Annotated in this window: 13 protein-coding genes; 11 read left to right on the top strand and 2 right to left on the bottom strand. The window is 63.0% G+C overall.

Annotated elements, in window-relative coordinates; translation table 11 throughout:
- Positions 1-81: 81 nt before the first annotated feature.
- The 7 genes from panB to AB5I84_RS12770 all read left to right on the top strand — a co-directional run bounded on the left by panB (position 82) and on the right by AB5I84_RS12770 (position 8542).
- A complete protein-coding gene (gene panB, locus AB5I84_RS12800; RefSeq protein WP_369456301.1) occupies positions 82-873 on the top strand; it encodes a 3-methyl-2-oxobutanoate hydroxymethyltransferase in 792 nt (263 codons plus the stop codon).
- 53 nt (positions 874-926) lie between these two features.
- Positions 927-1778, top strand: coding sequence for a pantoate--beta-alanine ligase (gene panC, locus AB5I84_RS12795; RefSeq protein WP_369456300.1), 852 nt, complete (start codon positions 927-929; stop codon positions 1776-1778).
- Positions 1779-1926: 148 nt separating this feature from the next.
- The gene (panD, locus tag AB5I84_RS12790; protein ID WP_369456299.1) at positions 1927-2307 is read left to right on the top strand and encodes an aspartate 1-decarboxylase; all 381 of its coding nucleotides are present in this window, start codon (positions 1927-1929) and stop codon (positions 2305-2307) included.
- 213 nt (positions 2308-2520) lie between these two features.
- Positions 2521-4458, top strand: coding sequence for an acetate--CoA ligase (gene acs / locus AB5I84_RS12785; protein ID WP_369456298.1), 1938 nt, complete (start codon positions 2521-2523; stop codon positions 4456-4458).
- 815 nt (positions 4459-5273) lie between these two features.
- Complete coding sequence (locus AB5I84_RS12780; protein ID WP_369456297.1) at positions 5274-5960, top strand: response regulator; 687 nt, start codon at positions 5274-5276, stop codon at positions 5958-5960.
- A 37-nt stretch (positions 5961-5997) separates the two neighbouring features.
- Positions 5998-7161 (top strand): nitric oxide-sensing protein NosP, encoded by a 1164-nt coding sequence (gene nosP / locus AB5I84_RS12775; protein ID WP_369456296.1) that lies wholly within the window; start codon positions 5998-6000, stop codon positions 7159-7161.
- Complete coding sequence (locus tag AB5I84_RS12770) at positions 7130-8542, top strand: ATP-binding response regulator (RefSeq protein WP_369456295.1); 1413 nt, start codon at positions 7130-7132, stop codon at positions 8540-8542. The genes nosP and AB5I84_RS12770 overlap by 32 nt, the downstream gene beginning before the upstream one ends.
- A gap of 3 nt (positions 8543-8545) precedes the next feature.
- Here the strand turns inward: AB5I84_RS12770 and AB5I84_RS12765 are convergent, their stop codons facing one another.
- A complete protein-coding gene (locus AB5I84_RS12765) occupies positions 8546-9211 on the bottom strand; it encodes a pentapeptide repeat-containing protein (RefSeq protein WP_369456294.1) in 666 nt (221 codons plus the stop codon).
- Between the two features lie 58 nt (positions 9212-9269).
- On the bottom strand, positions 9270-11075 hold the full coding sequence (locus AB5I84_RS12760; RefSeq protein ID WP_369456340.1) for a methanol/ethanol family PQQ-dependent dehydrogenase: 1806 nt from the start codon (positions 11073-11075) through the stop codon (positions 9270-9272).
- 342 nt (positions 11076-11417) lie between these two features.
- On the opposite strand from AB5I84_RS12760, the gene pedF reads away from it, so the two are divergent.
- The 4 genes from pedF to exaC all read left to right on the top strand — a co-directional run bounded on the left by pedF (position 11418) and on the right by exaC (position 15202).
- Complete coding sequence (gene pedF, locus AB5I84_RS12755; RefSeq protein WP_369456293.1) at positions 11418-11852, top strand: cytochrome c-550 PedF; 435 nt, start codon at positions 11418-11420, stop codon at positions 11850-11852.
- A 14-nt stretch (positions 11853-11866) separates the two neighbouring features.
- Complete coding sequence (locus AB5I84_RS12750; RefSeq protein WP_369456292.1) at positions 11867-12634, top strand: quinoprotein dehydrogenase-associated SoxYZ-like carrier; 768 nt, start codon at positions 11867-11869, stop codon at positions 12632-12634.
- Positions 12606-13619: an MBL fold metallo-hydrolase gene (locus AB5I84_RS12745; protein ID WP_369456291.1), complete on the top strand. Its 1014-nt coding sequence runs from the start codon at positions 12606-12608 to the stop codon at positions 13617-13619. The genes AB5I84_RS12750 and AB5I84_RS12745 overlap by 29 nt, the downstream gene beginning before the upstream one ends.
- 62 nt (positions 13620-13681) lie before the next feature.
- Positions 13682-15202 (top strand): acetaldehyde dehydrogenase ExaC, encoded by a 1521-nt coding sequence (gene exaC, locus AB5I84_RS12740; RefSeq protein ID WP_369456290.1) that lies wholly within the window; start codon positions 13682-13684, stop codon positions 15200-15202.
- Positions 15203-15232 lie beyond the last annotated feature (30 nt).

Here is a 15232-nt window from a genome sequence, read left to right as displayed (position 1 = left end):
CCGGAACCGGCTACTACTTTAGGCCCGCCGGCGCGCGTCACATCACGCCACCGTGCTTTTTCCCACAACCCGGAGACCGGCATGAGCGTTACCGTCCGTACCTTGCAGCAGTGCAAGAACGAAGGCCGCAAATTTTCCGTTCTGACCGCCTATGACGCCACCTTTGCCCACCGCATTAGCGAGGCAGGGGTCGATGCCATCTTGGTGGGCGACTCCCTTGGCATGGTGGTGCAAGGCAACTCCAGCACCCTGCCGGTCAGTGTTGACGAGATGGCGTACCACACCGCCGCGGTGGCCCGCGGCAACCAGGGCGCGCTGATCATGAGCGACTTGCCATTCCTAGCCGCCGCCACTCCAGAACGCGCCTTGGACGCGTCACTGAAAGTGATGCAGGCCGGTGCCCATATGGTGAAAATCGAAGGCGCAGCCTGGCTGGCCGACACCGTACAGTTGCTCAAGCGCAATGGCGTGCCGGTGTGTGTACACATGGGCCTGACGCCCCAAGCCGTGAACGCTTTCGGAGGTTACCGGGTGCAGGGCCGTGACGAAGACAGCGCCCGCCAGTTGATCCAAGACGCGGTGGCACTGGAAAAAGCCGGCGCCGCGGTGCTGCTGCTGGAGTGCGTGCCGCGCGACGTCAGCCGCCAGCTGCTGAGCTCGGTGACCATCCCGGTGATCGGCATTGGCGCCGCGCCGGAGTGCGACGGCCAGGTGCTGGTGATGCACGATATGCTCGGCCTGACACCGGGCAAACCGGCCCGCTTTGTGCGCAATTTCATGCTCGACGCCGGCGGCGATATCAACGCCGCCTTCCGCGCCTACGACAGTGCCGTTAAGGCCGGGACCTTCCCGGCTGACGAACACTGCTTCTGAGCCTTCTGGCGGGGCCGCACGGCCCCGCACTCTGCCAGCTACAGGACATCATCATGCAGACCCTTCATCGCATTGCCGAAGTGCGCGCCCGTGTGGCCGCCTGGAAAGCCGCCGGCGAACGGGTGGCACTGGTCCCAACCATGGGCAACCTGCACAGCGGCCACATCCGCTTGGTCACCACCGCCCGCGAACACGCTGACCGGGTTGTCGCCAGCGTGTTCGTGAACCCGACCCAGTTTGGTCCCACCGAGGATTTCGACAGCTACCCGCGCACGCTAGAGGCAGACCAAGAAAAACTGGCCGCCGCCGGCTGCGATCTGCTGTTCGCCCCCTCCGCCGACGAAATGTACCCCGAGCCAAACCTGACTTGGGTGGAAGTAGACCAGTTGGGCGACCACTTGTGCGGCGCGGCGCGGCCAGGGCATTTCCGTGGCGTCACCACGGTGGTGTCGAAGCTGTTCAACATCGTCACCCCAGATGTGGCCTGCTTCGGTGAGAAGGACTACCAACAATTGGCAGTAATCCGTCGCATGGTGCAAGACCTGTGCTACGGCATCGAGATCATCGGTGTTACCACCGAGCGCGAGGACGACGGCCTGGCACTGAGTTCCCGCAACGGTTACCTGAGCGCCGAGCAACGTCAGCAGGCGCCAGCGCTATATGCCACCTTGCGTGCTGCTCAGGCAGCGCTGGAACGTGGCGACCGCGATTATCCGGCGCTGATCGAGCGTGCCCGCGCGCAGCTGGAAGCTGCCGGCTTCGTGGTGGATTACTTCCAGATCGTTGATGCGGAAAAGCTTTATCCGGTAACTCCAGACACGCTGCGCCTGCACCTGGCCGCCGCAGCCCGTCTGGGCGAAACCCGATTGATCGACAATCTCCCGGTGGCAATTGTACGTGACTGACCATTCCGGCATACTGGCGCGCCATTTTGGGCCGTGGCTTCCGTTCTCCGGTGGTCACACGTGCCAGTGCGCATCAGGGCGGATCACGTCGTCCAGCTGTCACTAGTCGCCATGGCCGCATGCGGCCACGCAAATGAGGTATTGAGTCATGCAGTGCACAATGCTGAAGGCCAAGCTGCATCAGGCGCGCGTTACCCACGCGGAGCTCGAATACGAAGGATCCTGCGCCATTGACGGCGACCTGCTCGACCTGGCCGGTATTCTTGAATACGAGCAGATCCAGATTTACAACGTCGACAACGGCGAGCGCTTCACCACCTACGCCATCCGTGGGGAAGAAGGCTCCAAGATCATCTCCGTCAACGGCGCGGCAGCCCACAAAGCTGCACCCGGCGATCGCCTGATCATCTGTGCGTACGCCAATTACTCGGCCGCTGAACTGATCAACTTCCAGCCGCGGCTGGTGTACTGCGGTGAAGGCAACACCGTCAAAGGCACCAGCAACGCAATTCCGGTGCAGGTGGCCTGACCGCCTTCTGACCCGGCTTCAAGAGCCCCGCTATCATGCGGGGCTTTTTTGTTTCCGGCTCTGGTCCGATTGACCTAATGCTTTGGTCCTCATCCGTTTTGACCCTTTACGCTCCGCATTTGAAGCAGGATAGTGTTGTGCCTCTAGCATGGCCGCCGCGCCGTGCCCGTGATGCCACAGAACAACAAGCGAATGCCGCAAAGGAGAGTCACGATGTCGGACACGAAACGTTATCCGGTGCCCGCCGCATTCCGTCAGCGCGCTCTGATGGACGCTGAGATGTACCAACGCTGGTACCAGCAGTCGATCAACGACCCCGCCACATTCTGGGGCGACCGTGCCCAGGAACTGCTGCAATGGCGCAGCCCGTGGCAGAGCGTGTGCGACTGGGACTTCAGCACCGGCGACGCCCGCTGGTTCGATGGCGCCACCCTCAACGTGGCCGAAAACTGCATCGACCGGCACTTGGCCCAGCGCGGCGATAAGGCCGCCATCATCTGGGAAGGCGACGATCCCGCCGAGAGCAAGACCATCACCTACCGCCAGCTGCACGACGAAGTCGGCCGCCTCGCCAACCTGCTGCGCGCGCGCGGCATCGGCAAGGGCGATCGCGTCTGCATTTACATGCCGATGATCCCGGAAGCCGCTTACGCCATGCTCGCCTGTGCCCGCATCGGCGCCGTGCATTCAGTGGTGTTCGGCGGCTTTTCGCCGGAAGCTTTGAAAGATCGCATTCAGAACGCCGAAGCCTGCGCCCTGATCACCGCCGACGAAGGCGTGCGGGGCGGCCGCAAGGTGCCACTGAAAGCCAACGCCGACCGTGCCCTGTCGCAGTGCCCGAGCGTGCACAGCTGCATCGTGGTGCAACGCACCGGCGGCCAAGTGGCGTGGCAAGACGGCCGCGATTTCTGGTACCACGAACAAGTGCCGCAACAACCGGTCGACTGCCCCGCCGAAAGCATGGACGCGGAAGATCCGCTGTTCATCCTTTACACCTCTGGCTCCACCGGCAAACCGAAGGGCGTGCTGCACACCACCGCCGGCTACCTGCTGGGCGCCTCGCTGACCCACCGTTACGTGTTCGACTGCCAGGACGACGACGTCTACTGGTGCACCGCCGACGTGGGCTGGGTCACCGGCCACAGCTACATTGTCTACGGCCCGCTCGCCAACGGCGCCACCACGGTGATGTTCGAAGGAGTACCCACCTACCCGGACGCTTCACGGGTCTGGCAAGTGGTGGATAAGCACCAGGTCACCATTTTCTACACCGCACCGACGGCCATCCGGGCACTGATGGGCGCGGGAGACCAGTTTGTCACCGGCACCTCGCGCGCATCGCTGCGACTGCTGGGCTCGGTGGGCGAGCCGATCAACCCGGAAGCCTGGGAGTGGTATTACCGCGTGGTCGGCGAGCAGCGCTGCCCGATCGTGGACACGTGGTGGCAGACCGAGAACGGCAGCATCCTGATCGCGCCAATTCCTGGCGCCGTGGACACCAAACCCGGTTCCGCCACACTGCCGTTGTTCGGCGTGGTGCCCGCGATTGTCGATGACCAAGGCAAGGAACTGGAGGGCGCCGTGAGCGGCAACTTGGTGATCAAGCAATCCTGGCCGAGCCAGATCCGCTCGATCTACGGCGATCACCAGCGCATGTACGACACCTACTTCTCCACTTACCCCGGCACCTATTTCACCGGGGACGGCGCGCGGCGCGATGAAGACGGCTACTACTGGATCACCGGCCGGGTCGACGATGTGCTCAACATCTCCGGGCACCGTATGGGCACCGCCGAGGTGGAATCAGCGCTGGTCCTGCATCCGAAAGTGGCCGAGGCTGCGGTGGTGGGCTACCCCCACGACGTGAAGGGCCAAGGCATCTATGCCTTCGTCGACCTGATGGACGGCGAGCAACCGAGCCAGGCACTGATCGACGAGCTGAAAGCATTGGTGACCAAGGAAATCGGCGCCATTGCCCGCCCAGATCAGCTGCAGTTTGCGCCGTCACTGCCGAAAACCCGTTCCGGCAAGATCATGCGCCGCATTCTGCGCAAGATCGCCAACAACGAGATCGACACCCTGGGTGACACCTCCACGCTGGCCGATCCGTCGGTGGTGGATGTGCTGATCGCTGCTCGCCTCAATACTTGAGCCATCGTACGGCGCACCAACCGGTGCGCCGGACGTTATCCGCGGCGGCACACCAACCTGTGCATGCCAGCGCAAACGCGCCATGCATGCCGACCACGCCGAGCCCGAATGGCACTCACACTAGGCTTTCGCGTGCCGAGGCCACTGCGCCGATCGCGGCAATTAGCCCGCCGCCAATTCTGCCGCCAAGCGGCCAGCCGCTTAAAAGCGCGCGCAGGGACCATCCGGAAGGTGGCGTAGGCAACCCGATTCAACCGCACTGCGGGCGCGCGGCCGAAAGCGCTCATCAGGCACAGCCACGCAGAGGCGACCAGACTATCGATGGCGGCACCACTGTTGGCCGGAGGACGACCAAACTGCGGTGGGAACCCCTGTGCCAAGCGGTGGTAGGCGGACCCCACTACCAGGCGCGCAAGCCCGCAACCGGAAAACTCCTCAGCCGCCTATTACCACGGTTAAGGGTGCGTATACGCCAAGGTGGCGGTGAGTATGTGGTTGGCGTCACAGCAGGTCGCTGCCACCGCCCCAGTCAGGGCCAGCGGCAGCCGCCGCCACAACAGAGGCCTCAGCAAATCGCCACCGGCATCGGCGACCGCACTGTCAGCGCTCGCCGATACTACTCGGAATATGACACCAAGGCACTGCATGGACCGTCGTGCATGATTTGCGGAGAGCGCCAATCGTAGTACTTTGGCGCTATGGTCGCTGCCGACGCTTCGTTTTACAGTCGGGTACAGCGTCTTGCGCACTACTGCCGGGGCAGAACCCCGATTCCTACAACAATTACGCACATTCCAAGGCAGGAGCGACGCACCATGTACCAGATACTGGTGGCGGACGATCATCCGCTTTTTCGTGAGGCCATTGCTCAGGTGATCCATGACGGGTTCCCGGGGACCCACCTTCATGAGGCCCACGATTTTGATTCCACCCTGGCTGCGGTGGCAGAACACGACGAGCTGGATCTGCTGCTGCTCGACCTGAACATGCCCGGCATGAATGGCATGAGCGGCCTGATCCGGCTGCGCAACCAGCACCCCACGCTCCCCGCGGTGGTGGTCTCGGCGGAGGAAGACAAACACGTCATCCTGCAGTCGGTGACCTGTGGTGCGGTGGGTTTTATCACCAAATCCACGCCCCGTAAGCAGATCGTGGCGGCCATCCAGCAGGTGTTGGACGGTGCCGTGTACCTGCCGTCCGATATCGTGCGTGCTGGCGCCAGCGCGCCGCCGGAACGCAACAGCAACGGCAGCCGTATCTACCCCGATCAACTCGATACTCTCACCCGCAAGCAGATGCAGGTGTTCGAGAAGATGGCCCACGGCAGCTCCAACAAAGTGATTGCTTACGACCTGAACATCACCGAAAGCACGGTGAAGGCCCACGTTTCCGCCATCCTGCGCAAACTGGGCGCCACCAACCGCGTGCAAGCGGTGATCGCCGCCCGTGACATCGATTTCAGCGCCTACCTGCGCCGACCTGCAGCGCGGGCGTTGGATTGAGCCTGCGCCATGATTTCCTGACCTGACGAGGCCGGCCATGACCGCTCCCGCTCACGACGCCGTGATCCGTGCGTTCACCACGGCGCCCGACGAACAGCGCGCTGCCGACGAATTGGCGGAGGCGCTGCGCCATCCGGCGCTGGGCTTCGTGCTGTTCTTCTGCTCCATGGACTATGACCTGCCGCGCCTGGCCACCGCTTTGGAACAGGCGTTCGGCGATGTGCCCATGAGCGGCTGCACCTCCTGCGGCGAACTGACGCCAGAGGGCTACGCCACCGGCACCATCACTGCCTTGGGCTTCCACCGCGACTGGTTCTCCATCTGTCACCGGCTGATTACGCCGCTGGACAGCTTCCGCAGCGAAGAAGCGGTGCCGCTGGCAGAAAGCCTGATCCAAGCCGGTTACCGCCAGCCGCTGGCACCCAGCGCCGAGCACAGTTTCGTGTTCACCATGATGGACGGGCTGTCGTTCCGCGAAGAGCTGGTGTTGGCCAGCCTGTCGGCTGCGCTCGGCTCGATTCCGTTCTTTGGTGGTTCCGCCGGCGACGGCTACAACCTCACCGGCACCTACGTCTACGACCGCGGCCGCTTTTACCGTAATGCGGCGGCGGTGGTGATGGTGTCCACGGCGTTAGAGTTCGAGGTGTTTTCTTCCCACCATTTGCTGCCGACCACGGAAAAGCTGGTGGTGACCTCCGCCGACGCGCTGCACCGCAAGGTCTATGAACTCAATGCCGAGCCGGCCGCCGATGTCTACGCGCGACTGGTGGGCGTCTCGGTGCCCGAACTGAATCCGGCCCATTTCGCCACCACCCCACTGGCGGTGTGCATCAACGAACGCTATTACGCGCGCGCCATCCAGCGGGTGAACCCGGACCGTAGCCTGTCGTTCTACTGCGCGGTGGAGAACGGCATCGTGCTGACGCGCATGGAAAACGGCCCGTTGCTGGACGATTTGGTGGAGCAAATGGACGGCGTTCATGACCGCCTCGGCACCCCTTGGGTGACGCTGACCTGCGACTGCTGCCTGCGCGGCATGGAACTGAGCGAGCGCGGCACCATGGAACAAGCCTCGCGCCTGGTAAGCCATTACGGCCTGGTGGGGTTCAGCACCTACGGCGAACAGATCAACGGCATGCACATTAACCACACGCTCACTGGAGTAGCCATTGGACGACGTCGGCGAACACCGCAGTCCTGACGACAGCGCCTCGCCCTGGCGGTTGCACGAGGCGCGCCTGATGGCCGAGAACGCCCGCTTGAAGCGCATCTGCGATGCGCTGATCCAGCGGGTGGAAAACAGTGCCATCCCGTCCACCGGGCCCTACGCGGCGTTTCATCACGCGGTGATCCTCACCGAGCAGGTGAAGCAGCGCACCCAGGCGCTGCAGGATGTGAACAAGCGGCTGTTGTTCGAAGTCGAGCAGCGCCGCCGCATCGAGCAGCGCCTGCGTGAAGCCAGCAAACGCGCGGAAGACGCCAACCTGTCCAAGAGCCGTTTCCTCGCTGCCATCAGCCATGACCTGATGCAGCCGCTCAATGCCGCGCGGCTGTTTGCCAGTGCGTTGCTGGAAGATCCGGGCGAGAACCTGCACACCTCGCTGCGCCATATCAACATCGCGCTGCAGGACCTGGAATCGTTGATCACCACCCTGACCGACGCCTCCAAGCTGGATGCCGGCGTGGTATCCGCTGAACCTGGGCCGGTGCCGCTCGATCATCTGCTGCACGCGCTGGCCGACGAGAGCCGCCAACTAGCGCTCGGCAAAGGACTGCGTTTCCGCTATGTGCGCACCAAGTTGGTGGTGCACTCCGATCCGCAGCTGCTGATGCGCATCCTGCGCAACTTGCTGTCTAACGCCATCCGCTACACCGTCAACGGCCGCATCTTGCTGGGCTGCCGACGACGCGGGCAGGACGTGGAAATCTGGGTCACCGACACCGGTATCGGCATGCATCCGAACGACATGGACGAGCTGTTCATGGAGTTCAAGCGCGGCCAAACGCCGCTGCACAACCAGGAACGCGGGCTGGGCCTCGGCCTCGCCATCGTCACCAAGATCTGCAATATCCTCGGCCACCGGTTGCAGGTGCATTCCGAGCCGGGGCGCGGCACCACCATGCGTCTGCGACTGCCACGCAGCCACCAGCGAGTACTGGAGGAGCCGCTTGCCAACGGCACCGCCGCGCGCGATTCATTGCAGGGCCTGAAAGTGTGGGTGGTGGATAACGACGAGGCCATCTGCCTCGGCATGCAGGCGCTGCTGCGCCAATGGGGCTGTGATGTGGTGGTGGCGGATTCGCTGCATAACCTGCGCCGCCAGGTAAATACCAGCGCCGACGCGGTGGATGTGTTGGTGATGGACTATCACTTCCCCAACGATGACGACGGCATCAAATTGGCCGGGTTCATCAACGCCGGTCGCCGTGAGCCGCTGCCGGTGATCCTGCTGACCGCGGATCGCAGTCCGGCGGTGCGCCAGCTGTGTGATGAGAACAACTACCTGCACCTGCCGAAGCCGGTGCGGCCGATGAAGCTAAAACTGGCGCTGCAACACCAAGTGCAGCAGCGCCAGGAGTGACGCTTACTCCCAGTCCACTGGGCAATCGGTGCAGCCTTCCATGTCCACCATTTGGAAGTTGGCGTACTTGATGCTGGCACCGGTCATCACCGCATGGCGCAACTTCGCCATGTTCATTTTCACTTCTTGCAAATTGGCATCGGTGAAATCAGCGCCTTCAAACGAGGCTTTGTTCACCCAGGTCATTTCCATCGAGGCCCCACGCAGCTGAGCTTGATGCCAGCGCGACCGGGTCAAGCGGCCAAAGTCAAAATTGGCGCCGGTGGCCTGCACTTTGTCGAACACCGCATTGGCACCGTGAATGCCCCATGCTTGGGTGCCCACCATCACCGCGCCGGTGAGGTCCGCCTCACGCAGGTTGGCGCTCTTCATGTTGGCGCGCGACAACTGCGCGCCGCGCAGATTGGCGCCCGACAGGTCCACGCCGATGAGGATGGCGTGACGCAGGTCGGCACCGGCAAGATTGGCACCGGAAAAATCAGCGCCGCGCAGGTCCTGGCCGGCCAGTTTGGCGCCGGACAAATCCGCCTTCGGGCATACCGCACCCGGCTCCAGCGTGCAGCCATTCATGCGCATGTTACCCAGGTCGTCCACCTGCTGTGCCTGCGCCCAGGGCGCCGCCATCAATGCGCCGGCCAGTGCCAGCAGCGAAACAGATCGTCCCATCATGGTTACAACTCCTCAGACAGCAACGGGCCACTTGCGTGGCCCGTTGGATTGGCAGGAATCAGCGACGAACGTTATCGGGCAGTTTGAACACCCAGAACGCGCCACCTTGGGAGATCGGTTTGGTCAGCTCAGCCATGTCGCCGCCCCACAGTGGTACTGCACCACCGTAGCCGACGGTCACGCCGATGTACTGCTGGCCATCCATTTCCCAAGTCACCGGCGGCGACACGATGCCGGTGCCCACTTGGAACTTCCACAGCTCCTTACCGTTCTTGGCATCGAAGGCTTTGAAGTAGCCATCGCCGGTACCGGTGAACACCAGGTTACCCTTGGTGGCCAGTACGCCGGCCCACAGCGGCATCGGCTCTTTGTGCTCCCACACTACTTTACCGGTGGTCGGGTCCATGGCACGCAGGATACCTACGTGGTCATCAAACAGGCGCTTGATGCGGAAGCCCATGCCCAGGTACGCGGAACCCGGCTTGTACTCCACTTCCTCGGTCCAGTAGTCCTCTTTCCAGTGGTTAGCCGGCACGTAGAACAGACCGGTGTCTTGGCTGTACGCCATCGGGTTCCAGTTCTTGCCACCCAGGAACGGCGGCGATACTTCCACCACCGGCGAGCGGGTTTCACCCGGCTGCAGACGCGCCGGACGCTGGCCCGGGTTCTCTACCGGACGACCAGTTTTCAGGTCGATTTCCTTGGCCCAAGTGATACCGTCCACGAACGGGAAGGCGTTCAGCAAGTTGCCGTTGGTGCGGTCGGTGACGTAGAAGAAACCGTTACGGTCAGCGTGGGCGCCGGCCTTGTGGGTTTTGCCGTTCTTGTCCTTGTAGTCAAACAGCACGATCTCGTTGTTACCGGAGAAGTCCCAAGTATCGTTCGGGGTGTGCTGGTAGAACCACTTGATCTCACCGGTAGTCGGGTCGACACCGACCTGACCTGAGGTATAGAGGCTGTCGTAATCGCCCGGATCGCCGTCCGGCGCGGTACGCGCCCAACCGTTCCAGGGAGCCGGGTTACCGGCACCGATCACGATGGTGTTGGTGGTCGGATCGAAGGTGGCGCTCTGCCAGGGTGCGCCGCCGCCTTGGCTCCAAGCCTGTACCTTGCCGGTGGGGCTGTTGGGATCATCCGGCCAGGACGGTGCGCGCGGATCGCCGGACGGGGTGCTGTCCTTGCCATCCAGACGGCCCATGTGGCCTTCCACGAACGGACGCATCCAGATTTCTTTACCGGTTTCCGGATCGCGGGCGTAGAGCTTGCCGACCACGCCGAATTCGTCACCGGAGGAGCCGTGAATCAGCAGCATGCGGCCGGTGGTCTGGTCTTTGACGATGGTCGGGGCGCCAGTCAGGGTGTAGCCGACTTTGTGGTCGCCGAACTTTTCGCGCCATTCGACCTTACCGGTGTCTTTGTTGAGCGCCACGATGGAGGCGTCCAGGGTGCCGAAGAACACCTTGTCACCAAAGATCGCCACGCCGCGGTTCACCACGTCACAGCACGGACGGATGTCGTCCGGCAGGCGGTGGGAGTAGCTCCACAGGCGCTTGCCGGTGCGTGCGTCAATGGCGAACACCCGCGAGTAGGAGCCGGTGACGTAGATCACGCCATCGTGCACCACGGCTTGGGATTCCTGGCCGCGCTGCTTCTCGTCACCGAAGGAGAAGGACCATGCCGGGGTCAGCAGGGCCACGTTCTTGTCGTTGATGCGGTTCAGGGTGCTGTAACGCTGTGCATCAATGCCCATGCCGTAGCCGAGTACGTCATGGGTGGTTTTGTGGTCGTTGAGGATGTCGTTCCAGGTCACAGGTTTGGCCAGTGCTGAAGCACTGATGGCACCCGCAATAACAGTGGTGGCCATCGCCACGCCCAACCGCTTGAACGGGTGGGATGCCGGGGTCGGAGAAGGGCTTGTTGTTCTCATTTCGCAGCCTCATGATCGGTTTCAAGAAATCCCGCAAGCAGGATTCAAGGGAAGCACAGCCACTGCTGGAGCGCTGTCTCTCTCCGCATCTTAGGAGGCATCAAGTTGGCACAGATACCGACCGGAGGGGGCAAAGCGCACTGACTTTTGGGTCTACTACCAAAGCATCATCGGAGCTTCTGCCATCGGTCACTATGGCTGCGCCCGCCAGTTGTTTACCGTCCCGTTCATGGTCCCGATTTTTTCGGAATTTGTTTTACACCACGACGGACAATAATCATGAAAAAAGCCGCCCTTGTTGTTGTCACCTGCCTGTCGGTAGCCGGCAGCGGCCTCGCCTTCGCCCACGGTGACGTGGTTCCGCAACCGGTGAATACCGCCGGCCTGACCCCGCTCGGCGACACCTGGCTCGAGCACAACCCCTACCGCAAAGGCCACGCCGAGTACGAGAAGGCGGTGGACCTGGGCAAATCCGCCTACAACCAGAACTGCGCCGCCTGCCATGGCTTGGAAGCCAAGTCTGGCGGTATCGCCCCCGACCTGCGCGAACTGGAAAGCGGCGACTACGGCGATGAATGGTTCAAGGAGCGGGTCATTAACGGTGCCGTGCGCGATGACCGCGTGATGATGCCGAAGATGGCCAACTTCCTTAACCAAGAAGCGCTCTGGTCGATCCGCGCTTGGCTGGAAACCGTTGCCCTCGACAACCAATGACGCCAGGAGGCCCCATGCGCGTTGCTGCCTTGTCCCAAGCTCGCTGGCTGAGCTGGCTGCTGCTGTTGCTGCTGCCGTTGACCGCCACAGCCGCCGATGCGGTGGACCCGGAAGATTCGTTCATGTGGGCCCCGATGCGTGCCCGGTTCTTGGGCGACACCCCGTACCGCTTTGATCCGCAAGTAAAAGTGCGCGCACCAGAGTTTGCTGAAGACGCCGGCCAGGTGCCGGTGGATGTGGATGCCAGTGCGCTAGGTCAGTTCGAACGGCTGCTGCTGTGGGTGGAGCTGAACCCGATCCCGCTGGTACTCGATTATCGCGCCAGCGAAGACGCCGTGGCACGGCTGTCGATCAACCTACGGCTGGAGCGCGGCTCACTGATCCGCAGTGCGGTGCTCAAGGATGGCGTCTGGCACGTCGGTAGCACCTTTGTCGACGCCGCCGGCGGCGGCTGTACCACCCCCGGCATCGCCAAGACCGTGAAGAACTGGTCTGACGGCTTTGGCACCGTGCAGGTGCAGCGCCGCAGCGTCGGCGACCAACAGCGCGTCAAGGTCCGCATCCAACACCCGATGGACAGCGGCCTGATTCCCAGCGAAAGCCCATTCTACATCGAGCACTACCAAGTGCTGTCCGGCGACCGGCCACTGGCCGACCTGATCTGGCACGCCTCGATCAGCGAAAACCCGACCCTGACTCTGGCTTTCCGTGGCGACAACGAGCTGCCACTGCGACTGGATGCGCGTGACAACAATGGCAATTTATTCGAGCAAGCCCTTTAAGCCGGCACTGCTGCTGGCGGCGCTGCTGGCCGCTTGCAGTGCGCCGCCCGCCCCACTAGCGGTGCAGGCCATCGACGCCGACACCTGGCTAGTGCAAGGCGCGGCCGAGGAGTTCTCCCCGGATAACCGCGGCCACATCAGCAACATCACCATCGTCAACACCGGCGCCGGCGTGTTGCTAGTGGACAGCGGCGGCAGCGAGGCGGTGGGCACGGCGCTGGCCGAGACCGTGGCCGCACTCACCGACGAACCGGTGCGCTGGATCGTCCTCACCCATCACCACCCCGACCATGTGTTCGGCGCTCATGCGTTTCCCCAGGCAGACACCCTGATGTTGGCCGGCGCGTGGCGGGACCTGCAGCGCTACCAGCACCATTACCTCGACACCCTCGCCACCCGACTGGCGCCGGAAGGTAGCAGTCAGCCGCCGGCGCAGCCCTTCGAACAGCCGCCGCGCCTGCTGGCACCAGGCCGCCACCGCTTTGGCGACCGCGAGTTCGAGTTGTTGGAGCTACATGGCCACAGTGGCGCCGACGCGGTGCTGTACGAACCGGCGCGGGAATTGTTGATCACCGGCGACATGGTGTTTTGGCAACGGGCGCCCGCCACTGCCCATACGCCATCACTGGCGGCTTGGATCCAGGACCTGGACCAACTGGCCACGCTGCCGGTGCGTCACTTGGTGCCCGGCCACGGGCCGCTGACCGATGCCCGCGCACTGGCAGCGAACCAGCGCTGGCTGCGGTGGCTAGACCAGCTGCTGAAACAAAGCGCGGAAAACGGACTCAGTACCAATGAGATGCTGGACCACGACCTGCCGGCCGAGTTTGCCGACTGGCCGCTGGCCCGCTACGAGCTGACGCGCTCGGCCAGCCATTTCTACCCGGCCTATGAAGAACGGGCCTTTGCCGACAGCGCTATGGCACCAAAGGGTGAGAAAGATGGCACCGAGGGCGAAAAGACGCCGGCGCCGACAGGGCCGTAATCTGCCTGTGAAGGTCACGCCTGCGACACACGACCGTGGACAAGAACAAGAGGACAGACACCATGATCTATGCAAATCCGGGCGCCGAAGGCGCAGTAGTCTCTTTCAAGAGCAAGTACGGCAACTACATTGGTGGCGAGTGGGTGGCACCGGTCAAGGGTCGCTATTTCGATAACATCTCACCGGTTAACGGCAAAGTATTCTGTGAGATTCCGCGTTCTAGCGCCGAAGACATCGACCTGGCGCTGGACGCTGCCCACCGCATCGCCGAGAGCTGGGGCAAGACCTCGGCCCAAGAACGCAGCCTGATCCTGCTGCGCATTGCCGACCGCATCGAAGCCAACTTGGAAAAACTGGCGGTAGCGGAAACCTGGGACAACGGTAAAGCGGTACGCGAAACGCTGGCGGCAGATATCCCGCTGGCGGCGGACCACTTCCGCTACTTCGCCGGCTGCATCCGCGCGCAAGAAGGCAGCGCGGCCGACATCGACGCCACCACCGTGGCCTACCACTTCCATGAACCACTGGGTGTGGTCGGCCAGATCATCCCGTGGAACTTCCCGATCCTGATGGCGGCGTGGAAACTGGCACCGGCACTGGCGGCAGGCAACTGCGTGGTACTCAAGCCAGCCGAACAAACGCCGTGGTCCATCTTGGTACTGGCGGAAATCATCGGCGACCTGCTGCCGCCGGGCGTACTCAACATCGTCAACGGTTTCGGCGAGGAAGCCGGCCAAGCACTGGCCACCAGCCGCCGCATCGCTAAGATCGCCTTCACCGGCTCCACCCCGGTCGGCGCGCACATCCTGCGCTGCGCCGCGGACAACATCATCCCGTCCACCGTCGAGCTGGGCGGCAAGTCGCCGAACATCTTCTTCGCCGACATCATGAAAGCGGAAGATTCGTTCATCGACAAAGCCGTGGAAGGCATGACGCTGGCGTTCTTCAACCAAGGTGAAGTGTGCACCTGCCCGTCCCGTGCACTGATCCAGGAAAGCATGTACGACGACTTCATTGCCCGCGTCATCGCGCGCACCAAGTCGATCAAACGCGGCAACCCGCTCGACACCGAAACCCAAGTCGGCGCGCAAGCCTCGCAAGAGCAATACGACCGCATCATGTCCTACCTGAGCATCGCTAGCGGCGAAGGCGCCCAGGTGCTGACCGGCGGCGGCCGCGAAGCCATGAGCGGTGATCTCGACAGCGGCTTCTACATCCAGCCAACGCTGCTCAAGGGCCACAACCGCATGCGCGTGTTCCAGGAAGAAATCTTCGGCCCGGTGGTGGGTGTCACCACCTTCCGCGACGAAGAAGAAGCGCTGCGCATCGCCAACGACACCGAGTTCGGTCTGGGTGCCGGCGTGTGGAGCCGCGATATCAACGTCGCCTTCCGCATGGGCCGCGCCATCAAGGCGGGCCGCGTCTGGACCAACTGCTACCACGCTTACCCGGCCCACGCCGCGTTCGGCGGCTACAAGAAATCCGGTATCGGCCGTGAAACCCACAAGATGATGCTCGACCACTACCAGCAAGTGAAAAACCTGCTGGTGAGCTACAGCACCAACCCGCTCGGATTCTTCTGATCCCAGCGGTCTGCCCACCGCACTGCGCTC

The sequence above is a fragment of the Alcanivorax sp. REN37 genome, from assembly GCF_041102775.1.
In the GTDB taxonomy this organism is placed as follows: Bacteria; Pseudomonadota; Gammaproteobacteria; order Pseudomonadales; family Alcanivoracaceae; genus Isoalcanivorax; species Isoalcanivorax beigongshangi.
This window is presented reverse-complemented; position numbering and strand designations above follow the sequence as displayed.